This window comes from Bradyrhizobium brasilense (assembly GCF_029714345.1).
Classification (GTDB): Bacteria; Pseudomonadota; Alphaproteobacteria; order Rhizobiales; family Xanthobacteraceae; genus Bradyrhizobium; species Bradyrhizobium australafricanum.
Genome location: NZ_CP121669.1, coordinates 224203 through 249002, shown reverse-complemented (window position 1 = coordinate 249002; position 24800 = coordinate 224203). Strand labels below are relative to the sequence as shown.

The following is a 24800-nucleotide window of genomic DNA, read 5'->3' as shown; positions in this document are numbered from 1 at the left end:
AGACGCGGTCCTCATGCGGTTCTCCGTCACCACCTGGAACATCAATTCGGTGCGCCTGCGCATCGACACCGTCGCCAAGTTCATCAAGAGCGCGCGGCCGGATGTGCTGTGCCTGCAGGAGACCAAATGCATCGACGACGCGTTTCCGCTCAAGCGCTTCAAGCGGCTCGGCTATGAGCACGTCGCGCTGAACGGACAGAAGGGCTATCACGGCGTCGCCATCGTCTCGCGCCTGCCGTTCGAGACGACCGACATCAGGACGTTCTGCGACAAGATCGATTCACGACACATCTCGGTGTCCTTCGGCGAGAAGGCGCAGCTGTCAAAACCGCTGGTGCTGCATAATTTCTACGTGCCGGCCGGCGGCGACATTCCCGATCCCGCGCTCAATCCGAAATTCGAGCACAAGCTGCAATTCCTCGACGAGATGAAGGCCTGCGAGCCGCTGCATCCGCGCGGCGACGACCGCCACATCCTGGTCGGCGACCTCAACGTCGCGCCGCATGAGAACGACGTGTGGTCGCACAAGCAGCTGCTCAAGGTGGTCTCGCACACGCCGGTCGAGACCGAGAAGCTGCTCGCCGCGCAGGCGCATGGCGAATGGTTCGACATCGCGCGCGAGCGGATCCCGATGTCGGAAAAGGTCTACACCTGGTGGAGCTACCGCGCGGCGGACTGGACCGTCGGCGATCGCGGCCGACGGCTCGATCACATCTGGGTCTCGCGCGCGCTGAAGGATCAGGTCAGCGATTTCAAGATCACCCGCGACGCCCGCAGCTGGGAGCGCCCGTCGGACCACGTGCCGGTGACGGCGGTGATGGAGGTTTAAGGGCGCCGCCGACCCTCGACCCGTCATCCTGAGGAGCGCGGAACGCGCGTCTCGAAGGGTGCACGGCCCGGCTGGTGGCCGTCGACCCTTCGAGACTCGCCCAGCGGCGCAATTGCGCCGCAAGGCTCGCACCTCAGGGTGACGGTTCAATGAACTTGCGGAATGACGCGCGGAAAGATCACGTACTCAGCTTCCCGCCCGCCATCAGGATATCGCTTGCGAGCTGGCTGGTGCGCAGCGCGAGCTCGTCGCGCAGCCGGCGGGCCGCGGCGGGATCGCTTTCCAGCACGCGCTGGAACAGGCTGCGCGCGACGCGGATCACGGAGCCGCGCTCCAGCGCGGTGGCGGTCGAGGGCCGCTTCATGGCGACGATCAAGGCGAGCTCGCCGATCAGCGCGCCGGGGCCGGCGATGATCTCGGCGCCGCCTTCCTCGACGCGGAAGGTGCCGCGCTGCACGACATAGCCGGCATCCGCAGCGTCGCCGGCCTTGAACAGCACGTCGCCTGCGTTGAAATCACGTTGCTCGGAGCCGATCGCCAGCATGCGCAAGGAACTCTCGCCCAACAGACGCATTGTCGGGACCCGCTCGAGCAGGGCTACGTCATCATCGATCGACATTCAGGTCCGGTAACCGCGGTGCGCCTCGATTTCACGAATCGTTGAGCGCAAAGCGTATCACGGCACCAGCTTGTAGCCACCGGCTTCCGTCACCAGGATTTCCGGATTGGCGGCGTCCTTCTCGATCTTCTGGCGGAGGCGGTAGATGTGGGTTTCCAGCGTGTGGGTGGTGACACCGGAATTGTAGCCCCAGACTTCCTGGAGCAGGGTCTCGCGCGACACCGGCATCTGGCCGGCGCGGTAGAGGAAGCGGAGGATCGCGGTTTCCTTCTCGGTCAGTCGCACCTTCCTGGCATTGGCGCCGGTCAGCATCTTCGAGCCGGGCCGGAACGAGTAGGGGCCGACCGAGAACACCGCGTCCTCGCTGGCCTCGTGCTGGCGGAGCTGCGCCCGGATCCGGGCCAGCAGCACCGCGAAGCGAAATGGCTTCGCCACATAGTCGTTGGCGCCGGATTCGAGCCCCAGGATCGTATCGGAATCGGTGTCGTGGCCGGTCAGCATGATGATCGGGGCCTTGAAGCCGCCCTTGCGGAGCGAGCGGACCACTTCGCGGCCGTCGGTGTCGGGCAGGCCGACGTCCATCAGGACCAGATCGGGGGAATTGGCTTTGGCGGCAGTGGCGCCCTTGGCGCCGGTGTCGACTGCGGAGGCTTCGAATTCCTCGTGCAGCGACAGCTGCTCGACCAGCGTATCGCGCAGATCGGTATCGTCATCCACGATCAAGATCTTGCGGGCATTGGCCATAGGTACAATCCTTCGGGGGCGGGGCGGTCAGAAGCGGAGGGCGCCTATGGCCGTAACATCGGCTAGATATGTGTTCAGGTAGGCGATTGTTACCGATTCACAAGGCAACGCAGTCTACCTCAAATCCGGCGGGGCAGGACGTGAATGTCCTGTAATGCCGGGAGATAGAATGTTCTGAACCTCCAAGGCAAGCTCAGTTTGGAACGATTCTTAAGGGAAGGTCAGCTATTTCAATCACTTATATGACAGTTAAACGTGATCGCCCGCTCTCCATCATCGAGGTCCGAGCAGCCGCCGGCGACCCGCGCCGGGGCTGGCTGTCGGCTGACGGCTGGACCGTGCCGGTGGCGCTCGGACGCGGCGGAATCCTCGCCAACAAGCGCGAGGGCGACGGCGGCACGCCGCGCGGCGTCTTCCATCCGCGCCAGCTCTGGTGGCGCGCCGACCGGCACCAGCGTCCAACGACTTTCCTGCCGACCCGGCCGATCCGCCGCGAGGACGCCTGGTGCGAGGACCCCGCAGACCGTCACTACAACCAGCCGATCCGGCTCGATCGCGAGCAGGGCGGCGACCGCCTGACTCGCGAGGATCATCTCTACGACTTCATTGTCGAGATCGATCACAACGCCGCGCCGCGCGTCGCCGGTCGCGGCAGCGCTGTATTCCTGCATCTGGCGCGGCCGAACTTTTCGCCGACCGCGGGCTGCGTCTCGATGACAAAGGCCTCGATGCTGCGGCTGTTGCGGCGGATGTCGCCGCAGACCAGGATCATCATCGGCTAGAGTTGTCGAATGGCTGAACATCGCTTTTCCCACGCGACAGACGCGACGCGTTTGTGCTGAGATCGTGCACAACAGAAAATAATTCCCGCGGGGAGCGAAACAGCATGCTCGACAACAACAAGATCGCCGCCGCCTCGAAGATCCTGCACGATCACTGGCACGCCGGCACCAAGCTCACAGCGCTCGATGGCGCAATTCGGCCGCGCGATCGCGCCGAGGGCTATGCGGTGCAGGCCAGGCTGGAAAAGAAGTCGCGCGAAAAACTGTTCGGCTGGAAGATCGCGGCGACCAGCGCGGCCGGCCAGAAGCACATCAATGTCGCCGGACCGCTCGCCGGGCGCATCCTTGCCGAGACGGTGATACCGGATGGCGGCACCGCGTCGATGCAGGGCAACGAGATGCGCGTCGGCGAGCCGGAATACGCCTTCCGCATGGCGCGCGATCTCGCGCCGCGCACAACGCCTTACAGCGTGCAGGAGGTGTTGGAGGCCGTCGGCACGCTGCATCCGGCGATCGAGATTCCGGATTCGCGTTTCGCCGATTTCGTCGCCGCCGGCGAGGCGCAGCTGATCGCCGACAATGCCTGCGCGCATCTGTTCGTGCTCGGACCCGCAACGACAGCGGACTGGCGCGCGATCGATCTGGTCGAGGACCGCCCGACCATCACGCTGCGCGGCGAGCGCTACATCGGCCACGGCAAGAACGTGCTCGGCGATCCCCGCGCAGCGCTCGCCTGGTGCGCCAACGAACTGCGCGCGATCGGGCTGACCTTGCGGGCAGGCGAGGTCGTCACCACCGGTACCTGCCACCCGCCGCTGCCGATCACCGCCGGCGGCGAATTCGCCGCCGATTTCGGCGCGATCGGAAAAGTGTCGGTGAAGTTCGCGTAGGCTGCGCACGCGCCACACACACCAATGTCGTCCCTGCGAAAGCAGGGACCCATAACCACCGAAGTGAATTGTTGTCCGCCGATCTGGCCGCGTGTCCCTTGCAATGGCCGCGGAGTATGGGTCCTGGCTTTCGCCAGGACGACACTAGTTATGCGGCGCCGTCCGTGTCCCGAAGATCGCCGAGCCCACCCGCACATGGGTGGCCCCCATCTGGATCGCGACGGCAAAGTCCGCGCTCATGCCCATCGAGAGATTCGTCAGCCCGTTGCGTGCGGCGATCTTGGCGCAGAGCGCGAAATGCGGCGCCGGCGCCTGGTCGACCGGCGGGATGCACATCAGTCCCGAGATCGGCAGGCCGTAGGTGTCACGGCATGCCGCGATGAAGGTATCCGCGTCCTGCGGCGCGACGCCGGCCTTCTGCGGCTCCTCACCGGTATTGATCTGGACGAACAGTTCCGGGTGCTTCCCTTGATTTTTGATTTCCTTGGCTAACGCTTCGCAAATGCTCGTGCGGTCGACCGAATGGATCGCATCGAACAGCGCGACCGCCTCCTTGGCCTTGTTCGACTGCAAAGGCCCGATCAGATGCAGCCGCAATCCCGGGTGAGCCTGGGTTAGCGCCGGCCACTTGCCCTTGGCCTCCTGCACGCGATTTTCGCCAAATACGCGCTGTCCGGCGCCGATAATCGGCAAAATTGCGTCAGCCGCGAACGTCTTCGACACCGCGATCAAGGTCACCGACGCGCGGTCGCGCCGCGCTTCCTTGCAGGCATGGACGATCTCGCGTTCGACGGCGGCGAGGCCATGTGGTGAATCGGCCGGTAACGGCGTGGTCGGGCTTTGCGTCATGCTTGTGCCGTTCTCTGACAGGTGCGGGGGGTTGGCTCGAATTTTACCAAATTCGGGAAAGGCTTTTTGAAGCCCTGCATTCTAACTTGCGCACGGGCAAGGGAATAGAATGTCGGGCGTCACTTTCAACCGCAACCGGGTCAGGCTCAAGAAGGTTCTGGGAATTCGTGCCCGGCTGGCCTTGCTTGCGCTGATGCTGGTCGCGCCCCTGATGCTGGACCGCGTCCGCACGCTGGAGGATTCCCGCAGCAAGCAGGTCGCGCAGGCCGCGGCCGGCTATGCCAGCCTCACCGCGCATGCCGCGGAAACCCAGCGCGAGGTGGTCTCCTCGGTCGAGACCATGCTGAAGTCCGCAGCCTATATCCGCGCTTCCGGCGGCATCGCGCAGAGCTGCGAGGTGCTGCGCGCCAGCCTGCCGACGGTGCTGCCCTGGATCCGCAGCATCATGTTCGTCTCCAGGGACGGACTGGTGCAGTGCTCGACCCTCAACGTCCAGGTCGGCCTCAATGTCGGCGACCGCGAATATTTCAAGAAGGCGCAGGACAACCGCGGCTTCGTGTTCAGCGACTATCTGCGCGGCAGGACCAATGGCCGCCCGATGATGATGGCCGCCTATCCGGTGGCCGCGATCAATCCGGAGCAGGATGCCGTGGTGGTCGCCGGCATCAATATCGACTGGCTGTCGCAGATCATGGCCAATCTCGGCGGTCAACCCGGCATGTCGGCCGTGCTGGTCGACTCTACCGGCGTCGTGATCGCCGCGCCCGCCGATCATGCGAGCCTGATCGGCCGCTCGCTCGACACCATCCCGCTGATGGCGGCGATCGCCGAGAAGGCGCTGAGCTATGACGAGCCGTCCGGCTCGGTGTCGTTCACGGCGTCCGACGGCGCACAGCGCACGCTGAGCTTCGCGCGCATCGCCGGCACGCAATCCCGGCTGATCGTGAGCATGGACGAGGCCAAGGTGACCGCGGCGATCAACCGCGAGATCCGCACCGCCTATCTGCAGCTCGGATTCGTCTGCCTGTTCGTCTTGTTGGGTGCGCTGGTCGGCGCCGAGCGGCTCGTCATCCATCCGATCGAGCTGATGACCGGCATGGCGCGACGGTTCGGCGAGGGCGACTGGTCGGCGCGCGTCGCCAAGCACAAGCTGCCGGCGGAATTCGTGCCGCTGGCGCGCGCCTTCAACGCCATGGCGGCGCAGCTCAGCCAGCGCGAGCGCGAGCTCGTCGCCTCCAACGATCGTCTCACCGTGATGGCCTCGATCGACGCGCTGTCTGGCCTCGCCAACCGCCGCGGCTTCCAGAGCCGGCTCGACTTCGAATGGATGCGGGCGCAGCAATATGAATGCGAGCTGTCGCTGATGATGATCGATGTCGATCATTTCAAGCTCTACAACGACACCTACGGCCATCCCGAAGGCGATGCCTGCCTGACCCGAATCGGCGAAGTGCTGTCCGGGATCGCCGCCGACACCATGGGCTTTGCCGGCCGCTATGGCGGCGAGGAATTCTGCCTCCTGCTGCCGAACACCGACGCCGCGCATGCGCTCGCGATCGGCGAGACCGTGCGCACCGCCGTGCTCGGCCTCGCCGTGCCGCACGCGTCCTCGAGCCATTGCGTCGTTACCGTCAGCGTCGGCGTCGCGACGACCAGGCCGAACGAGACCCTGCGCCCCGGCGACCTGATCGAAGCCGCCGACGCCGCCCTCTACGCCGCCAAGCGCCGCGGCAGGAATGCCGTGATCGAGCACGGCTTCCTGCAGACACTGGATGAAGCCGGGATGGCGCTGGCGAGTTGAGATCGTGCGTGGTCGAGCGTCACGATGAGCGCGGAACCATGACCATCAGCGACGCCGCATATTCAGCGTCGTCTTGGCGAAGGCCAGGACCCATTACCCCCACCGTTTGGTATCGTGCGAAGCTGGGGCCACAATCCCTTCCTCGACAAAGCCCTGTGATTATGTGTCCCGGCCTTCGCCAGGACGACGAGGAGGCTGCAGACGGAGCCTCTGCGACAGCGGCAGGGCGGCTGCGCGAGGGGATGGGACGTTTGGAGGCCCCAAGCCGTTGACCGCGCAGGCGCTTTTGTGGCCTAGTCCGCCGTCCCCGGACGGGGCCCGAAAATCACCCAGAGCCACCCAAAATCCCTGCGATTTCATGACCGCCGAACGCTATAACGCCCGTGAATCCGAGCCCCGCTGGCAGCGCCTGTGGGACGAAAAGGCGATCTTCGCCTCCAAGAACGACGATCCGCGGCCGAAATACTACGTGCTCGAGATGTTCCCGTACCCGTCGGGGCGCATCCATATCGGCCATGTCCGCAACTACACGCTCGGCGACGTGCTGGCCCGCTTCATGCGCGCCAGGGGCTACAACGTGCTGCACCCGATGGGCTGGGACGCGTTCGGCCTGCCGGCCGAGAATGCCGCGATCGAGCGCAAGGTGGCGCCGAAGGCCTGGACCTACGACAACATCGCCGCGATGAAGAAACAGCTGCGGTCGATCGGGCTGTCGCTCGACTGGTCGCGCGAGTTCGCGACCTGCGACCCCGGCTACTACAAGCATCAGCAGAAGATGTTTTTGGACATGCTGCGCGCCGGCCTCGCCGAGCGCGAAAAGCGCAAGCTGAACTGGGATCCGGTCGACATGACCGTGCTCGCCAACGAGCAGGTGATCGACGGCCGCGGCTGGCGCTCGGGCGCCGTCGTCGAACAGCGCGAGATGAGCCAGTGGGTCTTCAAGATCACGAAGTACTCGCAGGAGCTCTTGGAAGCGCTGGATGGTCTCGACCGCTGGCCCGACAAGGTGCGGCTGATGCAGCGCAACTGGATCGGCCGCTCCGAGGGCCTGTTGATCCGCTTCGCGCTGGATGCGGCAACCACGCCGGCCGGCGAGAGCGAGCTGAAGATCTTCACGACGCGGCCGGACACGCTGTTCGGCGCCAAGTTCATGGCGATCTCGGCGGATCATCCGCTGGCGGTAGCCGCCGCCGCGAAGAACCCGAAGCTCGCGGAGTTCATCGCCGACATCAAGAAGATCGGCACCGCGCAGTCGATCATCGACACCGCCGAGAAGCAGGGTTTCGACACCGGCATCAAGGCGGTGCATCCGTTCGATCCGAACTGGAAGCTGCCGGTCTATGTCGCGAACTTCGTGCTGATGGAATACGGCACCGGCGCGATCTTCGGCTGCCCGGCGCACGACCAGCGCGACCTCGACTTCGTCAACAAGTACAATCTCGGCAATGTGCCGGTGGTCTGCCCCGAGGGCCAGGACCCGAAGACGTTTGTCATCACCGACGTCGCCTATGACGGCGACGGCCGCATGATCAATTCGCGCTTCCTCGACGGCATGACGATCGAAGCGGCGAAGGAAGAGGTCGCCAAGCGGCTGGAAGCCGAGTTGCGCGGTAATGCGCCGGTCGGCGAGCGGCAGGTGAATTTCCGGCTGCGCGACTGGGGCATTTCGCGCCAGCGCTACTGGGGCTGCCCGATCCCGGTGATCCACTGCCCGACCTGCGACGTGGTGCCGGTGCCCGACGACCGGTTGCCGGTGACGCTGCCGGAGGATGTCAGCTTCGACAAGCCGGGCAACGCGCTCGACCATCATCCGACCTGGAAGCACGTCAGCTGCCCGAAGTGCGGCGGCAAGGCGGTGCGCGAGACCGACACGATGGACACCTTCGTGGACTCGTCCTGGTATTTCGCGCGCTTCACCGACCCGTGGAACGAGACCGCGCCGACCACGCCCGCGGTCGCCAACCGGATGATGCCGGTCGATCAGTATATCGGCGGCGTCGAGCACGCGATCCTGCATCTGCTCTACAGCCGCTTCTTCACCCGCGCGATGAAGGCCACCGGCCACGTCGACATGAGCGAGCCGTTCGCCGGCATGTTCACCCAGGGCATGGTGGTGCACGAGACCTACCAGAAGGCCGACGGCAGCTGGGTCACGCCGGCCGAGGTGAAGATCGAGGTTGGCGGCAACGCCCGCCGCGCGGTGCTGATGGCGACCGGCGAGGACGTCGCGATCGGCCCGATCGAGAAGATGTCGAAGTCGAAGAAGAACACCGTCGATCCCGACGACATCATCGCGAGCTACGGCGCCGACGTCGCGCGCTGGTTCATGCTGTCGGACTCGCCGCCGGACCGCGACGTGATCTGGAGCGACGAGCGCGTGCAGGGCGCCTCACGCTTCGTGCAGCGGCTGTGGCGGCTGGTGAACGAATCGGCCGAGATCGCCAGGACGGCGCCGGCGGCCCGGCCGGCGACGTTCGGGCCCGAGGCGCTGGCGCTGCGCAAGGCCGCCCATGGCGCGCTCGACAAGGTGTCGTCCGGCATCGAGCGGTTGCATTTCAACGTGTGTCTCGCCCATATCCGCGAGTTCGCCAATGCGCTGTCCGAGGTGCTGGCGAAGGGCGACAAGCCGGCGCCGGACTTGGCTCCAGATGTTTCTTGGGCCGTCAAGGAGGCGGCGACCATCCTGGTGCAGCTGTTTTCGCCGATGATGCCGCATCTGGCCGAGGAATGCTGGGTGGTTCTGGGCCAGACCGGGCTGGTTTCCGAGGCCGATTGGCCGCAAATCGAACGCGATTTGCTGGTCGAAGACAGCGTGACCCTGGTCGTCCAGGTCAACGGTAAAAAACGAGGTGATGTTACCGTGCCACGGGCGGCCCAAAATGCGGATATAGAGGCTGCCGTTTTGGCGCTCGATGCGGTAAAAGCCGCCTTGGACGGCAAACCCGTCCGCAAGGTGATCGTGGTGCCCATGAGGATCGTCAATGTTGTCGGCTAGGATCAGGATCGCCGCCCGGCTCGTGGCCGTGGCTGCCTTGGCCGCGCTGACGGCCGGATGCTTCCAGCCGATGTATGCCGAGCGCACCCTCGACGGCCAGTCGTCCGCTCTGCGCGAGAAGCTGATGGGCGTCGAGGTTCCGCCGGTCGACAAGCCGAACGCCTCGCGTGAGGCCCGGGTCGGCGTCGAGGTCCGCAACGCCCTCGCCTTCAAGCTCTACGGCACCGCCACCGGCGCACCGCCGACGCATCGGCTGGTGCTGCGCTTCACCACCAGCCGCTCCTCGCTGATGATCGACCAGGCCACGGCGTTGCCGACCAGCGAGAACTACGGCATCGACGCCCAGTTCAACCTGGTCGAGATCGCGTCGAACAAGTCTGTGATGACCGGCACCACGTTCTCGCGGGTGTCCTACGACATGCCCGGCTCCTACCAGCGCTTCGCCCGCGCCCGCGCCTTCCGCGACGCCGAGGACCGCGCCGCGCAGGAGATCGCCGACAACATCCAGACCCGGCTCGCCTCCTTCTTCTCCACCGGAACCTGATCGCCGCATTGGTCGCGCTTCGCGGAAAAGAGATCGACAGCTTCCTCGCCCGGCCTGACGCCGGCCGTCCGATCATCCTGCTGTACGGCCCGGACCTCGGGCTGGTGCGCGAGCGGGCCGACGCGCTGATGGCCTCCGCGGTCGACGATCCCAACGATCCATTCTCGCTGGTGCGGCTCGATGGCGACGAGCTTGCCGCCGAGCCGTCCCGGCTGGTCGACGAGGCCATGACGGTGCCGCTGTTCGGCGGCCGCCGCGCCATCCGCGTCCGCGCCGGCTCGCGCAACTTCTCGAGTGGCGTCGAGACGCTGACCGAGACCACCGCGCTCAGGGATTGCCGCATCGTGATCGAGGCCGGCGAGCTCAGGCCGGAATCGCCGCTGCGCAAGATCTGCGAGCGCGCCAAGAACGCAGTAGCGATCGGCTGCTATCCCGACACCGAGCGCGACCTGACCAAGCTGATCGAGGACGAGCTGCGCGTATCGAATCTGCGGCTCGCGCAAGATGCGCGCGCGGTGCTGATGTCGCTGCTCGGCGGCGACCGCATGGCCTCGCGCAACGAGCTGCGCAAGCTTGCGCTGTTCGCGCACGGCAAGGGCGAGATCACGCTCGACGACGTCATGACCGTGGTGTCCGACGCCTCCGAGCTGAAGCTCGACCCGATCGTCGACGGCGCCTTCGCCGGCAACGCCGCGCTGGTCGAAAGCGAGTTCACGAAAGCAATGATCGCCGGCACCTATCCCGGCGTGATCATCTCGGCCGCGCAGCGCCAGGCGGCATGGCTGCACAAATCGGCGCTGGCGATCGCGGACGGCACGCCGGCGTCAGCCGTGCTCGACGGCGGATTTCCGCGGCTGCACTTCTCGCGCAAACCCGCGGTCGAGATCGCGCTGCGCAATTTCACGCCGCCGCGGCTGGTGAACGTGATCGATCAGCTCGCCACCGCGGCACTCGACATGCGCAAGCAGGCCTCGCTCGCCGCCGTGATCGCGCAGCGCGCGCTGCTCTCGATCGCGGCGAATGCGAAGCGGCGGGGGTGAGACGCAATGGTCGTACGGCCGTCATTGCGAGGAGCTCGCGACAAAATTGCAAAGCAATTTTGCGCTGAAGCGACGAAGCAATCCATCGCTCCGCGCATGCAGAGAAATGGATTGCTTCGCTTCGCTCGCAATGACGTGAAGGGATATTGGAAGACCTAACCGCCCTCCAGCCGCCGCACCACCTCGTCGAGCTGCTCGAGGTTGCGGTAGCTGATTTGGACGGTGCCGCCGGGATCGCGATGGCTGACGGTGACGGCAAGGCCGAGCGCATCGCTGACGCGTTTCTCGAGCGCGAGCGTGTCGGCATCCTTGTCGACCTTGGCCGCGCTGCCGCTGCGCGCCTTCTGCGGCTTGCGCTCCGGCACGCCCTCCTCATGCGCCAGCGCCTCGGCCTGGCGAACGTTGAGACCCTCGGCGACGATGCGCTTCGCTGCAGCGAGCGGATCCGGCACGCCGATCAGCGCGCGGGCGTGGCCGGCGGAGAGATCGCCCTTCGAGATCAGCGCCTGCACCTCAGCCGGCAGCTTGGTCAGCCGCATCATGTTGGCGACATGGCTGCGGCTCTTGCCGACGATCTTGGCGATCTCTTCCTGGCTGCGTTTGAACTCGTCGGCGAGCGCGTGATAGCCCTGCGCCTCTTCCATCGCATTGAGGTCTTCGCGCTGGACGTTCTCGATGATCATGATCTCGAGCGCGTCGGAATCAGAGACCTCGACCGGCACGATCGGCACTTCGTGCAGGCCGGCGAGTTGCGAGGCACGCCAGCGGCGCTCGCCGGCGATGATCTCGTAGCGGTCCTGCGCGCCCTTGATCGCACGCACCACGATCGGCTGGATCACGCCGCGCTGCCTGATCGAATCGGCAAGCTCGCCGAGCTCGGTGTCGGCGAAGGTGCGCCGCGGGTTGCGCGGGTTGGCCTTGAGGAATTCGATCGGCACCTTGCGCTGGTTGCGCGGCCGCTCGACATGCGCGGCCGCCTCGCCGCCGACATCTCCGATCAGGCTTGCCAGCCCGCGCCCCAGTCGCGAACGCGCTTCATCGGCCATTGTTGCGAGCTCCCTTGGATTCACACGCAGTACTCCAGACTTGAATTTCAGAAGAAACGTAGGATGGGTAGAGCGAAGCGAAACCCATCGCGGCTCGCAATGAGAGTGATGGGTTTCGCTTCGCTCTACCCATCCTACGCAACATCAATGCGTGCGCAGCTCGCGCTCGCGCTGGATCACTTCGGTGGCGAGCTTGAGATACGCATCGCTGCCGGCGCATTTGAGATCGTAGACCAGAACCGGCTTGCCGTAGGACGGTGCTTCCGAGATGCGCACGTTGCGCGGGATCATGGTGTCATAGACCTTGTCGCCCATGAACTGGCGCACGTCGGCAACCACCTGGTTGGAGAGGTTGTTGCGCGAGTCGAACATGGTCAGCACGATGCCGTGGATCGACAGGCTCGGATTGAGCGTCGAGCGCACCTGCTCCACGGTCTGCAGCAATTGCGACAGACCTTCGAGCGCGAAGAACTCGCATTGCAGCGGCACCAGGATCGCGTCCGACGCCGCCATCGCATTCACCGTGAGCAAATTGAGCGAGGGCGGGCAGTCGATCAGCACATAGGTGTAGTCGGCTTCCGGCGAGACATTGTTGTTCAATCCTGCGATCGCATCGCGGAGCCGGAACGCCCGACCCGGCGTGGTACCGAGCTCGAGCTCGAGGCCGGAGAGATCCATGGTGGAAGCCGCGATATGCAGCCGCGGCACCGCGGTCGCGACCACCGCATCGCGCAACGGTGCTTCGCCGATCAGGACGTCGTAGGTCGAGCAGCTGCGGTTGCGGCGATCGATGCCGAGGCCGGTCGAGGCGTTGCCTTGCGGATCGAGATCGACGATCAGGACACGCTCGCCAATCGCAGCGAGTGCGGTACCAAGATTGATCGCTGTGGTGGTCTTGCCGACGCCGCCCTTTTGGTTGGCGAGCGACAGGATGCGCGGATGGCCAGGCGGCTGGGACGCCTTATCCTCTTGATAAACCTCGTCCATCACAGTCATACCAAAATACCATTTGCTCTCGCGGAGTCCCCTAGCGCCGCTCGATTGACCCGAGTTCGACGATCCAGCCCTGTCCGCCGGTCCGGCTGGCATGTAGCTTTGGCTCAATAATCCAATATTTAGTGGCCTCGGTCAATTCGGCCTCTACATCTTGACCCTTCAAAAACAGCGCCTTGGCGCCGTTTTTGACCCACGGCTCCGCAAAGCCGATGAGTTGATGTAACGGAGCCAGCGCCCGCGCGGTGACGCAATCGATGGGCCCCGGGATTCTATCCACAGTATCCCCGATATCAGCCAGATGCACCGTCCCCGGGGAGCCCGTCACCCGTATCGCCTCGCGCAAGAATGCCGCCTTCTTGGCGATTCGCTCAACCAAATGAATCGACGCGCCCGGGGTCTCGGCCAGCGCGCAGGCGAGCACGACACCGGGGAAGCCGCCGCCGCTGCCGAGATCGACCCACGACTTCGCCGTCGGCATCAGACTCAGGAGCTGCAGCGAATCGGAGACGTGGCGGGTCCAGAGGGTCGGCAGCGTCGATAGCGCGACGAGATTGGTCTTGGCCTGCCACGCCAGGAGGAGGGCGACGTAGCGGTCGAGCCGCGCCTCTGTTTCACGTGAAACAGGCGTCAGCGCGAGCGCCGCGGCCCTGTCCTTGGCGGAGACGCTGAGTTCGGCGGATTGCGAAATTGAAGCCATTCTCTGGAATGCCGGTCGAGCTCGTCATTGCGAGCGAAGCGAAGCAATCCATAGTGCCACCTGGGAAAGCGATGGATTGCTTCGTCGCTTCCGCTCCTCGCAATGCCCCGGGGCCTGCCGTTTCACGTGAAACGTTAGGCAGAGGCCTTTGCAGTCTTCCGTCGCGCTTCACGTCGGAGATAGGCCGCCAGAATACCCAGCGCCGCCGGCGTCATGCCGTCGATCCGGCCGGCCTGGCCGACCGTCCGCGGCTGCGCCTTCTGCAGCTTGGCGCGCGCTTCGTTCGAGAGACCCGGCACATCGGCATAGTCGACGTCGGTCAGAACCAGACCCTCGTCACGCCGGAAAGCATCGACATCGGCGGTCTGGCGCTTCAGATAGACATCGTATTTGGCATCGATCTCGAGATGCACCGCGATTGCAGGGTCAATGGCCGACAGCTCCGGCCAGATCGCCCGGACCGCGGGCCATTCGATCTCCGGATAAGCCAGAAGCTCGAAGGCGGAGCGGCGATTGCCGTCACGATTGAGGGCAAGCCCGTGCTTGGCGGCCTCATTCGGCGTGATCGCGAGCGACTTCGCCAGCCGCTTGGCCGCCTCCAGCGCCGCCATCTTGGTCCGATGGCGCTCGGAGCGCGCCGTTCCGACGCATCCGAGCGCAACGCCCTTGTCGGTCAGGCGCTGGTCGGCGTTGTCGGCCCGCAGCGTCAGCCGGTATTCGGCGCGCGAAGTGAACATGCGATACGGCTCGGTGATCCCGCGGGTCACGAGATCGTCGATCATCACGCCGAGATAGCCGTCGGCGCGGTCGAACACGATCGGATCGGCATCGCCGGCAGCGAGCGCGGCATTGAGCCCGGCGACAACGCCCTGCCCCGCCGCCTCCTCATAGCCCGTGGTGCCATTGATCTGGCCGGCCAGGAAAAGCCCGCGCAGACGCCTGGTCTGCAGGGTCGGATCGAGCTCCCGCGGATCGACGTGGTCGTATTCGATCGCGTAGCCCGGCCGGACCATCTTCACCCGCTCGAGGCCTGGAATACTGGCGAGGATCGCGAGCTGGACCTCTTCCGGCAGCGAGGTCGAGATGCCGTTCGGATAGACCGTGGTGTCGTCGAGCCCCTCCGGCTCCAGGAAGATCTGATGGCCGTCGCGGTCGCCGAAACGGACGATCTTGTCCTCGATCGAGGGGCAATAGCGCGGTCCGGAGCTCTTGATCTGACCAGAATACATCGGCGAGCGATGCACATTGGCGCGGATCACCTTATGGGTCGCCGGCGTGGTCCGGGTGATGCCGCACTGGATCTGCGGGGTCGTAATCCGGTCAGTCATGACCGAAAACGGCTCCGGAGGCTCGTCTCCGGGCTGCATTTCGACCGCGGACCAGTCGATCGTGGTGCCGTCGAGGCGCGGCGGCGTCCCGGTCTTGAGCCGGCCGAGCACAAACCCTGCACGTTCAAAGGAAGCCGACAGGCCCATGGCCGGCGCCTCGCCGACCCGGCCCGCCGGCCAGTTCTTCTCGCCGAGATGGATCAGACCACGCAGGAAGGTCCCGGTCGTGATGACAACCGCCCCCGCCAACAGTCGGCGGCCATCGCCCAAGCAAATGCCGGTCACGCGGCCATCGACGACGACCAATTCATCCGCCTCGCCTTCGATGACGCTGAGGTTCGCGGTCTCGGTGATCGCGGCCTGCATCGCAGCCGCATAGAGCTTGCGGTCGGCCTGGGCCCGGGGGCCACGAACCGCCGGACCCTTCCGACGATTGAGCATGCGAAACTGGATACCGCCGGCGTCGGCCACCCGGCCCATCAGACCGTCGAGTGCATCGACTTCGCGGACCAGATGGCCCTTGCCGAGCCCGCCGATGGCGGGATTGCACGACATCGCGCCAATGGTCGCGAAACGATGGGTCACCAAGGCGGTCTTTGCGCCCATCCGGGCAGAAGCGCTCGCGGCCTCGCAGCCGGCATGGCCGCCGCCGATGACGATGACGTCAAATGAGTCTGCCCTGGAAGTCATGCCGGGACTTCTATCGTGGAGTCATGAAAGCCGGAAGAACGAAGTTGGGATCGCCGCCCTGAGACCGAAGCCCGAGGCAAATATGGCTTGCTTCGCTTCGCGCGCAATGTCGAATGGACCTGTTTCACGTGAAACAGCGCGGCTCTCTGACAGCGATTGTTTCACGTGAAACAGGATGAGGTTCCTTAACCAGATCGAAACCATGTTTCACGTGAAACAGATGGGCGCCCGCTACTTCCCGACGCAGAACTCGCGGAAGATGACGTCCAGAATGTCTTCAACGTCCACCCGGCCGAGCAGACGACCAAGTGAGTAGGCAGCCCGGCGGAGTTCCTCCGCCGCCAGTTCTTCGCCCTGCCCGACCACGTCGATGCTGCGCTGAAGAGATTCGACGGTCTCCTGCAACAATCCGCGCTGCCGCGTCCGACTGATCAAGCCGCCTTCGCTGGTTCCAAAATAGTCCTGAGCGAATCCGACCAACGCCGCGATGAGCTCTGACAACCCGTCGCCGCGAGCAGCCGAGATCCTGAATTCGGGGTAACTGCCGCCCTCACCCGCCGTGGTCCTGACCAGGTCGATCTTGTTCCGCACCAGCCAGGTCGGCGTCGTGCCGCCATGTCCCGCCTTTGCATCGCCGCTGTCGGCCAGCCATAGCACCAGGTCGGCCTCCGCGGCGCGGGCGCGGGCGCGGCGGACACCCTCCTGCTCGACCGGGTCGTCGGTCTCGCGGATGCCGGCGGTGTCGATGACCGTCACCGGATAGCCGTCGAGGTCGAGCTGCACCTCGATCACATCGCGGGTCGTGCCGGCATGCGGCGAGACGATCGCGACGTCGCGCTTGGCGAGCTGATTGATCAGGGTCGATTTGCCGACATTCGGCGGACCGGCGATCGCGACCACCAGACCGTCGCGCAGCCGCTCGCCTTGCCCCTGCCCTGCAAGGACTTGCTTGATCTCATCATGCAGCGCCCGGATCTTCTCAAGCGCCGGCGCGATCAGCTCGGCCGGCACATCGCCTTCGTCGGAGAAATCGATGCCGGCCTCGATCAGCGCCGACGCCGCGATGATTCGCTCGCGCCAGTCCCGCGCCCGGTCGCCGAGCAGCCCCTTCAACTGGCGCAGCGCCTGGCGCCGCTGCCGGTCAGTGTCGGCGTGGATCAGATCGTCCAGGCCCTCGGCCTCGGTCAGGTCGAGCTTACCGTTCTCGAAGGCCCGCCGGGTGAACTCGCCCGGCTCGGCCGGCCGCACATTGTCGAATGCCGCGATCGCATCGAACATCGCCGCCAAGACGGCGCGTCCGCCATGGACATGAAATTCGGCGACGTCTTCGCCGGTGGCACTGGCCGGGCCTGGAAACCACAGCACGACCGCGTCATCGATCGGTTGATGGTTCGAATCGCGGAGCAGCGCGCGGGTCGCCAGCCGCGACACCGGCGTCTTGCCCGCCAGTCCTGCAATGACCGACTCGGCCATTGGGCCAGACAACCTGACGATGGCGATCGCACTCGGCGGCCGTCCGGAGGACAATGCGAAGATGGTCTGGTCGCGCGGATGCATCGCCTATTTCTTCCAGCAAATCGGCAAAGGCAATGCCGCTTCGATAGCGCACCCCATACCGCAAAATGCTGCGACGCAGCATGATCTGATTTCACTGCAGCAGCCGCGCAGCAATTTTGCTGCGGTGTCGTCACCTAGATCACAAAGCTACGATATAAATATAAATAAATTCAGATAGTTAGATGAAAAATCAGTGCGGGGGCCGCTCCTTTTATGCTGCACTTCGCTGCAGCAAATCGGCAGCATGAAAAAAGGCGCCCCGTTTGTGCGGAGCGCCCTGTTCTTTTCGGCCGTGGCCTTAGGTGTTCATGGAATCGAAGAATTCCGAGTTGCTCTTCGTATTCCGGAGCTTGTCGAGCAGGAAGTCGATGGCGTCCATGGTGCCCATCGGATTGAGGATGCGGCGCAGGACGTACATTTTCTTGAGCACCTGCGGATCGGTGATCAGCTCCTCCTTGCGGGTGCCGGAACGGGCAATATCGATCGCCGGGAAGGTCCGCTTGTCCGAAACCTTGCGGTCGAGGATCAGTTCGGAGTTACCGGTGCCCTTGAACTCTTCGAAGATGACTTCGTCCATGCGGCTGCCGGTATCGACCAGCGCGGTCGCGATGATAGTCAGCGAACCGCCCTCCTCGATGTTGCGCGCGGCGCCGAAGAAGCGCTTCGGACGCTGCAGCGCGTTGGCGTCGACACCGCCGGTCAGCACCTTGCCGGATGACGGCACGACGGTGTTGTAGGCGCGGCCGAGGCGCGTGATCGAATCGAGCAGGATCACGACGTCGCGGCCGTGCTCGACGAGGCGCTTGGCCTTCTCGATCACCATCTCGGCGACCTGGACGTGACGCACCGCAGGCTCGTCGAAGGTCGACGACACCACCTCGCCCTTCACCGAGCGCTGCATGTCCGTGACTTCTTCCGGACGCTCGTCGATCAGAAGCACGATCAGATAGCAGTCGGGATGATTGGCGGTGATGGAGTGCGCGATGTTCTGCATCAGCACCGTTTTGCCGGTGCGCGGCGGCGCCACGATCAGCGCGCGCTGGCCCTTGCCGATCGGCGCGACGATATCGATCACGCGGGCGGAAAGGTCCTTCTTGGTGGAATCCTCGAGCTCCATGCGGAAACGCTGATTGGGAAACAGCGGCGTGAGGTTGTCGAAATTGACCTTGTGCTTCGACTTTTCCGGATCTTCGAAATTGAGCGTGTTGACTTTCAGCAGCGCGAAATAGCGTTCGCCTTCCTTCGGGCTGCGGATATGGCCTTCGATCGTGTCGCCGGTGCGCAGGCCGAAACGGCGGATCTGCGACGGCGAAACGTAGATGTCGTCGGGGCCGGGCAGGTAGTTCGCGTCGGGCGAACGAAGGAAACCGAAGCCGTCGGACAGCACCTCGACAACGCCCTCACCGATAATGTCGGTCTCGGCGATCGCGAGCTGCTTGAGAATTGCGAACATCAGCTCCTGCTTGCGCATGGTGCTGGCATTCTCGACCCCATTCTCTTCCGCAAACGAGACGAGCTCGGCCGGCGTTTTCGATTTGAGGTCCTGGAGTTTGATTTCCCGCATTGGGGTCGTCCTGTGAGGAAGTAGGTAGGGAAGGGGTGCGAGGTGGCTCTGGAAAAAGCGGACGCCAAAGGAAGGTCCGCAGGTCTCAGCCAGGAAAGTGCCGTTTGGGCTTTCAAACCTGATGCGGCGCCGGTCCGAAAAGAACCGGAACGCGACCACATCCGCCTGCGTGGGGTGGGATAAATCCTATATAGAAAATCGATTCGTCCTTCGCAAGAAGGACTGAAGCATGCGTCTTGACCATCGTGATGTCTAGAACGGCTTCACCACCACCATGATCACGATCAGGATCATCAGAACCGTCGGCACCTCGTTGATAATACGATAGAATTTCTGGGTTCGTTGATTCCGGTCGGCAGCGAAATCCTTCACGCAGCGGGACAAAAAGCCGTGGATACCCGACATGGCGAGCACCAGCGCAAATTTGACGTGAAACCAGCCGGATAGGTACCAGTGTCCGGCCCAGACCAGGAAAAGCCCGGCCAGCCAGGTCACGATCATCGCGGGGTTGATGATCCCCTTCAAAAGCCGCCGCTCCATGACCTTGAAGGTCTCGGACTGCCTGGAGCCGACCTCGGCCTCGCAATGATAGACGAACAGCCGCGGCAGATAGAGCATGCCGGCCATCCACGAGATCACGGCGACGATGTGCAGGGCCTTGACCCAGGCATAGATCGGCAGGGCGTTGATCCAGTCGAACATCGCAGTGATGCCTTTCGGGGAACAGTTCGGGAGGGCTCAGCGTTGCGCGCAAGGCTTCGCCGGCGAGGGACGGATACATATCCGCACACACGGCTCTCCTAAACCTAATTAATTTTAGAATCTAAGGTTTGAGTCTTAATGGCAGTGAATTTGACTCATGCAATCCGGTCCAGCGGTTGCTGCGCGCTTGTTCACATCCCTCAACATTCCGGTCGGCGGCGGCGGATATCCGGAATCTGTCGCAGGACTCAATTGGTTGTGCGCCTCTATGGCCAGCTTATGAAGAGACAAATCCACACTGCTTCACTATCATCCCCGCCATGACGTCGACTTATCCTTTTGCGACGTACTGTGAAGAAGGGGGCGAGATATACAGGGGCCTGGCCATGGGCCCGGATTCTTCTCCTCGACCTCCACAGGGATTCACAGGATAGACAGGGGCTCTAGTGCCGACGACCTCCAACTACTTCCATTTGCATCTGGTGTCGGACTCGACCGGCGAGACGCTGATCACCGTGGCGCGCGCGGTCGCCGCGCAATACGCCAATGTGACCGCGGTCGAGCATGTCTATCCCCTGGTGCGCAGCCAGAAGCAGCTCGATCGCGTGCTCGACGAGATCGAGGAATCGCCCGGCATCGTCCTGTTCACGCTGCTGGAGAAGGATCTGGTCGGCCGGCTCGAGGGCAAGTGCAAGGAGATCAACGTTCCGAGCCTGTCGATCATCGGGCCGGTGATGCAGTTGTTCGAGGCGTATCTGGGTGCCGCGACGACCGGGCGCGTCGGCGCGCAGCACGTGCTGAACGCGGAATATTTCCGCCGCATCGATGCGCTGAACTACACGATGATGCATGACGATGGTCAGCATGTCGAAGGCCTCGAGGAGGCCGATGTCGTGCTGGTCGGGGTATCGCGTACCTCGAAGACACCGACCTCGATCTATCTCGCCAACCGCGGCATCCGAACGGCGAATGTGCCGCTGGTGCCGGGCATCCCGCTGCCGCACCAGCTCGAGACCCTGAAGAGGCCGCTGGTGGTCAGTCTGCATGCGACGCCCGAGCGCCTGATCCAGGTCCGGCAGAACCGCCTGCTCACGATGGGCGACCGCGACAATGACACCTACATCGACAAGCAGTCGGTAGCCGACGAGGTCGCCTTTGCCCGGCGCCTCAGCGCGAAATTCAACTGGGCGCTGCTCGACGTCACACGGCGTTCGATCGAGGAGACCGCGGCCGCGGTGATGAAACTCTTCAACGACCGCCAGCGCGCGCGGCCGTCGGAATGATTCTCACGTCATGAGCATCTGGTGCGGCCCACAGAAGCTGATCCTCGCGTCGCAGAGCCGCGCGCGAAAGATGCTGCTTGAAAATGCCGGCCTCGATTTCGAGGCGCTGCCGGCCGACATCGACGAACGCGCGGTGCAGAAGAATTCCGGCCTTTCGGCGCCGGGCGAGATCGCGTCGCTCCTGGCGCGCGAGAAGGCGTTGTTCGTGTCCAGGCAGAGGTCCGGTCAATATGTCGTCGGCGCCGACCAGACGCTGGCGCTGGGACAACGGATGTTCAGCAAACCCGCCGGCCGCACGCAGGCTGCCGAGCAGCTCGGCCTGCTCGCCGGACAGACCCATGAGCTGCATTCCGCCGTCTCGGTCGCACGCGATGGAAAGGTCCTGTTCGGCGATGTGAGCGTGGCCCGCATGACGATGCGGCGGCTCGCTGCCGGCGAGATCGAGAGCTATCTCGACCATGCCGGGGAGGCGGTGACGACCAGCGTCGGTGCCTACCAGCTCGAGGGCCTCGGCGTGCATCTGTTCGAGCGGATCGAAGGTGACCATTTCACCATCCTCGGCCTGCCGCTATTGTCGCTGCTGGCGTTCCTGCGCGGCGAGAAACTGCTCGCGGTGTGAGGCGCGGAGGCGTGGCGACAGGAGATGCTGAACCGATGTTGATGCGATGCTGATTGTTGGACTGACCGGCTCGATCGGGATGGGGAAATCCACCACGGCCAAACTGTTCATGGAGGCCGGCGTGCCGGTCTATGACGCCGATGCGGCCGTGCATCAGCTCTACGAAGGTGAAGCCGCGCCGGCGATCGAGGCCGCGTTTCCCGGCACCACCGCCGGCGGCAAGGTAGATCGCGCGAAACTGTCGGCGCGCGTGGTGCACGATCCTGCTGCGATGAAGCAGCTCGAGCAGATCGTGCATCCGATGCTCGGCGCGTCGCGCCAGAAATTCTTCGCCGATGCGGAAGCCGCCGGTAACCCGATCGTCGTTGTCGACGTGCCGCTATTGTTCGAAACCGGCGGCGAGAAGCGTGTCGATGCCGTCGTTGTCGTCACCACGTCGCCGGAACTGCAACGCGAGCGGGTGTTGGCCCGCGGCACCATGGATGCGGCCAAGCTCGACGCCATCATCGCCAAGCAGATGCCGGACGCCGAGAAGCGCAAACGCGCGGATTTCATAGTGGATACCTCGCACGGACTCGATCCGGTGCGGGCGCGTATCCGCGACATTCTGGCCGAGGTTGTTAAGATGCCGAAGCGGCGCGCCTGATTCGCCCGCCTTTTCGGATTCCATCACGTCATGCGCGAAATCGTTCTCGATACCGAAACCACTGGCCTCGATCCGCTGCGCGGCGACCGGCTGGTGGAGATCGGCTGCGTCGAGATTTTCAACCGCATGCCGACCGGACAGACCTACCACGTCTACATCAATCCCGAGCGCGACATGCCGGCGGAAGCGTTCGCCGTGCACGGGCTGTCGACCGAGTTCCTGGCGTCCAAGCCGCTGTTCACTGAAGTGGTCGACGAGTTCCTGGCCTTCATCGGCGATACGCCGCTGGTGATCCACAACGCGTCGTTCGACATCAGCTTCATCAACGCCGAGCTCGACCGCATCAAGCGGAAGGCGATCCCGAAGGACCAGCTGGTCGATACGCTGCTGCTAGCACGGCGCAAGCATCCCGGCGTGTCGAACCGGCTCGACGATCTCTGCTCGCGTTATCAGATCGACAATTCCCGCCGCACCAAGCACGGCGCCTTGCTCGACGCCGAGCTGCTGGCCGAGGTCTATATCGACCTGATCGGCGCGCGGCAGTCGCAGCTGATCCTGGCATCGGAAACGTCGGATGCGCGCGCGGGCGGCCATAGTGGTGACACGCCGCGGCGGCAGCGCGAAACCCCGCTGCTCGCGCGGGTCAGTGACGCCGATCGAGAGGCCCACAGGGCCTTCATTGCCACGCTCGGCGACAAGCCGATCTGGAACGATTACCTGCCGCCGCCAGCGCCTGCTGCAGCACCGGCGGCTTGAGCCCCTATTGCGCTCTATCCCCGTCATCCTGAGGCGCGAGCGGAGCGAGCCTCGAAGGATGCGCGGCCGCAGTCGGGCCGTCGATCCTTCGAGACGCCCGCAAGCGCGGGCTCCTCAGGATGACGGATCACACTTCCGCGCGTGTTACATTTTCTCGAGTTTAGAACTCAGCTCGGCTTGACGCCGGGAGCAGCTTGGGCGGCCGCCTGCCGCTCCATGTTCTGGCGGTAGAGACCGAGGAAATCGACGGGGTCGAGCAACAAGGGCGGGAAGCCGCCGTCGCGGACGGCGGTCGCGACGATCTCGCGTGCGAACGGGAACAGCAGCCGCGGGCACTCGATCATGACCAGCGGGTGCAGGTTCTCCTTCGGCACATTCACGATCCGGAAGACGCCGGCATAGGCGAGGTCGAAGCTGAACATTACCTTGCCTGCGGTCTCGGCCTTGCCCTCGATCGAGAGGATCACCTCGTACTCGTTCTCCGACAGGTTATTGGCGGAGACGTTGATCTGGATGTTGATCGCCGGCTGCTGTTGCTGCTGGCCAAGCGAGGCTGGCGCATTCGGGTTCTCGAACGACAGGTCCTTGGTGTACTGCGCCAGTACGTTGAGCTGGGGAGCGGGTTGTTCGACGGGGGCGCCGTTGCCATTGGTCATGAAAATGTCTCCTGGAGCAGCGCTCGATGGACAGAATGTCCGACGGCACGCGTTAAGGTGTTGGGAATGCCGATGCCGGGCGAGTGGCTATCATAGGCCCGGCTCGGTCCACAAGGACGACGAAAGGGCGGGCCGGCGGCAAATTCTCCCGGCAAAGGACAGCGCGCGCGAGCCTGCCCAATCTCTTAACAGCTTCCTAAATTATTGAAGATGCGCGATTTCCTGAAAAGGAACGGTTTCCCCCGGGGGTCAAAACGCGCTACACTGCCCGTGCCAAAAAGCGCCATTGGCCGGGCATAGTTTCGTGCCTACATCTTCGGACTCTATCGGTGATGTGATCTCTGCTGTTCCCGACCGGGAACGCTTTGACGGCCGGCCCGTTGCCGGCAGAGACCAGAAAGCGGATTCGACGTGGATATTTACACCATCATCTTCCTGGCGCTGGCCGTGTTTATCTTCCTGCGCCTGCGCAGCGTTCTCGGACAGCGCACGGGAAGCGAGCGGCCGCCTTATGATCGCGCCGCGCCCAACGTCGTGCAGCGCGGTCAGGACAACAACGTCGTTCCGATCCCGGGATCGGTAATCGACCAGCCGGCCTCGGCGGCGCCCGCCGAGCCGGTCGAGCCCACGGAACGCTGGAAGGGCATCGCCGAGCCCGGCACGGCGCTGGCGCAGGGTCTCGACGCGGTGGCCGTCCAGGATTCCTCGTTCGATCCGCGGCATTTCCTCTCAGGTGCCCGCTCGGCCTATGAAATGATCGTGCTGGCGTTCGCCAATGGCGATCGCCGCGCGCTACGCGACCTGCTGTCGACCGAGGTCTATGAAAGCTTCGAGACCGCGATCAAGGATCGCGAGAAGCACGAGCAGAAGACCGAGACGCGGTTCGTCTCGATCGACAAGGCCGAGATCGTCAGCGCGGAGACGCGCGACCGCTCGACCCAGCTCACCGTCCGCTTCGTGTCGCAGATGATCTCGGTCACGCGCGACAAGGCCGGCACCATCGTCGACGGCAGCCCGGACAAGGTCGCCGACATCACCGATATCTGGACATTCGCCCGCGACTCGACTTCCCGCGATCCGAATTGGAAGCTGGTTGGCACTGGAAGCGCTCACTAAGCATCTCAGCTACGGGCGGCTCGCGGTCGCGTGCTGCGCGCTCGCGGTGCT

General features: G+C 64.3%; 24 protein-coding genes. 13 read left to right on the top strand and 11 right to left on the bottom strand.

Annotated elements, in window-relative coordinates; translation table 11 throughout:
- Nucleotides 1-13: 13 nt before the first annotated feature.
- Nucleotides 14-829 carry an exodeoxyribonuclease III gene (locus QA635_RS01160; RefSeq protein WP_028335822.1) on the top strand — a complete coding sequence of 272 codons (816 nt, stop codon included), beginning with the start codon at nt 14-16 and terminating at the stop codon, nt 827-829.
- Between the two features lie 178 nt (nt 830-1007).
- On the opposite strand, the gene QA635_RS01155 is transcribed toward QA635_RS01160, so the two are convergent.
- Together QA635_RS01155 and QA635_RS01150 are read right to left on the bottom strand one after the other, a co-directional pair.
- Nucleotides 1008-1448: a cyclic nucleotide-binding domain-containing protein gene (locus tag QA635_RS01155; RefSeq protein WP_016841445.1), complete on the bottom strand. Its 441-nt coding sequence runs from the start codon at nt 1446-1448 to the stop codon at nt 1008-1010.
- Nucleotides 1449-1505: 57 nt separating this feature from the next.
- Nucleotides 1506-2192: a response regulator transcription factor gene (locus QA635_RS01150; RefSeq protein ID WP_016841446.1), complete on the bottom strand. Its 687-nt coding sequence runs from the start codon at nt 2190-2192 to the stop codon at nt 1506-1508.
- A 242-nt stretch (nt 2193-2434) separates the two neighbouring features.
- Here QA635_RS01150 and QA635_RS01145 point away from each other — a divergent pair, with 242 nt between their 5' ends.
- The gene (locus QA635_RS01145) at nt 2435-2974 is read left to right on the top strand and encodes a L,D-transpeptidase family protein (protein WP_283066291.1); all 540 of its coding nucleotides are present in this window, start codon (nt 2435-2437) and stop codon (nt 2972-2974) included.
- 104 nt (nt 2975-3078) lie between these two features.
- A complete protein-coding gene (locus QA635_RS01140; RefSeq protein WP_283066290.1) occupies nt 3079-3864 on the top strand; it encodes a 2-keto-4-pentenoate hydratase in 786 nt (261 codons plus the stop codon).
- Between the two features lie 144 nt (nt 3865-4008).
- On the opposite strand, the gene QA635_RS01135 is transcribed toward QA635_RS01140, so the two are convergent.
- Complete coding sequence (locus QA635_RS01135; RefSeq protein ID WP_283066289.1) at nt 4009-4713, bottom strand: YggS family pyridoxal phosphate-dependent enzyme; 705 nt, start codon at nt 4711-4713, stop codon at nt 4009-4011.
- A gap of 109 nt (nt 4714-4822) precedes the next feature.
- On the opposite strand from QA635_RS01135, the gene QA635_RS01130 reads away from it, so the two are divergent.
- The 4 genes from QA635_RS01130 to holA all read left to right on the top strand — a co-directional run bounded on the left by QA635_RS01130 (nt 4823) and on the right by holA (nt 11093).
- A complete protein-coding gene (locus QA635_RS01130) occupies nt 4823-6514 on the top strand; it encodes a sensor domain-containing diguanylate cyclase (RefSeq protein WP_225642413.1) in 1692 nt (563 codons plus the stop codon).
- 358 nt (nt 6515-6872) lie between these two features.
- Nucleotides 6873-9509, top strand: coding sequence for a leucine--tRNA ligase (gene leuS, locus QA635_RS01125; protein WP_283066288.1), 2637 nt, complete (start codon nt 6873-6875; stop codon nt 9507-9509).
- On the top strand, nt 9496-10053 hold the full coding sequence (lptE, locus tag QA635_RS01120; RefSeq protein ID WP_028342005.1) for an LPS assembly lipoprotein LptE: 558 nt from the start codon (nt 9496-9498) through the stop codon (nt 10051-10053). The genes leuS and lptE overlap by 14 nt, the downstream gene beginning before the upstream one ends.
- An 8-nt stretch (nt 10054-10061) precedes the next feature.
- On the top strand, nt 10062-11093 hold the full coding sequence (gene holA, locus QA635_RS01115) for a DNA polymerase III subunit delta (RefSeq protein ID WP_283066287.1): 1032 nt from the start codon (nt 10062-10064) through the stop codon (nt 11091-11093).
- 155 nt (nt 11094-11248) lie between these two features.
- On the opposite strand, the gene QA635_RS01110 is transcribed toward holA, so the two are convergent.
- The 5 genes from QA635_RS01110 to mnmE form a co-directional block, all read right to left on the bottom strand.
- Complete coding sequence (locus QA635_RS01110) at nt 11249-12139, bottom strand: ParB/RepB/Spo0J family partition protein (RefSeq protein ID WP_225161911.1); 891 nt, start codon at nt 12137-12139, stop codon at nt 11249-11251.
- 144 nt (nt 12140-12283) lie between these two features.
- Entirely contained in the window at nt 12284-13135 is an 852-nt protein-coding gene (locus QA635_RS01105; RefSeq protein ID WP_028342002.1) for a ParA family protein, read from the bottom strand.
- A gap of 31 nt (nt 13136-13166) precedes the next feature.
- A complete protein-coding gene (rsmG, locus tag QA635_RS01100; protein ID WP_283066286.1) occupies nt 13167-13832 on the bottom strand; it encodes a 16S rRNA (guanine(527)-N(7))-methyltransferase RsmG in 666 nt (221 codons plus the stop codon).
- 134 nt (nt 13833-13966) lie between these two features.
- A complete protein-coding gene (gene mnmG, locus QA635_RS01095) occupies nt 13967-15850 on the bottom strand; it encodes a tRNA uridine-5-carboxymethylaminomethyl(34) synthesis enzyme MnmG (protein ID WP_283066285.1) in 1884 nt (627 codons plus the stop codon).
- A gap of 231 nt (nt 15851-16081) precedes the next feature.
- Nucleotides 16082-17407 carry a tRNA uridine-5-carboxymethylaminomethyl(34) synthesis GTPase MnmE gene (mnmE, locus tag QA635_RS01090; RefSeq protein ID WP_283066284.1) on the bottom strand — a complete coding sequence of 442 codons (1326 nt, stop codon included), beginning with the start codon at nt 17405-17407 and terminating at the stop codon, nt 16082-16084.
- Between mnmE and QA635_RS01085 the strand changes: the two genes are divergently transcribed.
- Nucleotides 17307-17585 (top strand): hypothetical protein, encoded by a 279-nt coding sequence (locus tag QA635_RS01085; RefSeq protein WP_283072194.1) that lies wholly within the window; start codon nt 17307-17309, stop codon nt 17583-17585. The two genes, mnmE and QA635_RS01085, sit on opposite strands and share 101 nt — an antisense overlap.
- Nucleotides 17586-17705: 120 nt before the next feature.
- Here the strand turns inward: QA635_RS01085 and rho are convergent, their stop codons facing one another.
- Both rho and hemJ read right to left on the bottom strand, forming a co-directional pair.
- Nucleotides 17706-18971: a transcription termination factor Rho gene (gene rho / locus QA635_RS01080; protein WP_021078151.1), complete on the bottom strand. Its 1266-nt coding sequence runs from the start codon at nt 18969-18971 to the stop codon at nt 17706-17708.
- A 252-nt stretch (nt 18972-19223) separates the two neighbouring features.
- Nucleotides 19224-19646: a protoporphyrinogen oxidase HemJ gene (hemJ, locus tag QA635_RS01075; protein ID WP_028335809.1), complete on the bottom strand. Its 423-nt coding sequence runs from the start codon at nt 19644-19646 to the stop codon at nt 19224-19226.
- Nucleotides 19647-20119: 473 nt separating this feature from the next.
- Here hemJ and QA635_RS01070 point away from each other — a divergent pair, with 473 nt between their 5' ends.
- The 4 genes from QA635_RS01070 to dnaQ are packed head-to-tail and all read left to right on the top strand — an operon-like array spanning nt 20120 to nt 22977.
- Nucleotides 20120-20956, top strand: coding sequence for a pyruvate, water dikinase regulatory protein (locus QA635_RS01070; protein ID WP_283066283.1), 837 nt, complete (start codon nt 20120-20122; stop codon nt 20954-20956).
- Nucleotides 20957-20966: 10 nt separating this feature from the next.
- The gene (locus QA635_RS01065; RefSeq protein ID WP_283066282.1) at nt 20967-21575 is read left to right on the top strand and encodes a Maf family protein; all 609 of its coding nucleotides are present in this window, start codon (nt 20967-20969) and stop codon (nt 21573-21575) included.
- A 46-nt stretch (nt 21576-21621) separates the two neighbouring features.
- Nucleotides 21622-22221, top strand: coding sequence for a dephospho-CoA kinase (gene coaE / locus QA635_RS01060; protein WP_057020333.1), 600 nt, complete (start codon nt 21622-21624; stop codon nt 22219-22221).
- Between the two features lie 30 nt (nt 22222-22251).
- Entirely contained in the window at nt 22252-22977 is a 726-nt protein-coding gene (dnaQ, locus tag QA635_RS01055) for a DNA polymerase III subunit epsilon (protein WP_050383510.1), read from the top strand.
- A 167-nt stretch (nt 22978-23144) separates the two neighbouring features.
- Here dnaQ and secB read toward each other — a convergent pair whose 3' ends face one another.
- Nucleotides 23145-23633 (bottom strand): protein-export chaperone SecB, encoded by a 489-nt coding sequence (secB, locus tag QA635_RS01050; RefSeq protein ID WP_069279084.1) that lies wholly within the window; start codon nt 23631-23633, stop codon nt 23145-23147.
- A 411-nt stretch (nt 23634-24044) separates the two neighbouring features.
- Between secB and QA635_RS01045 the strand changes: the two genes are divergently transcribed.
- On the top strand, nt 24045-24749 hold the full coding sequence (locus QA635_RS01045; protein ID WP_283066281.1) for a Tim44/TimA family putative adaptor protein: 705 nt from the start codon (nt 24045-24047) through the stop codon (nt 24747-24749).
- Nucleotides 24750-24800 lie beyond the last annotated feature (51 nt).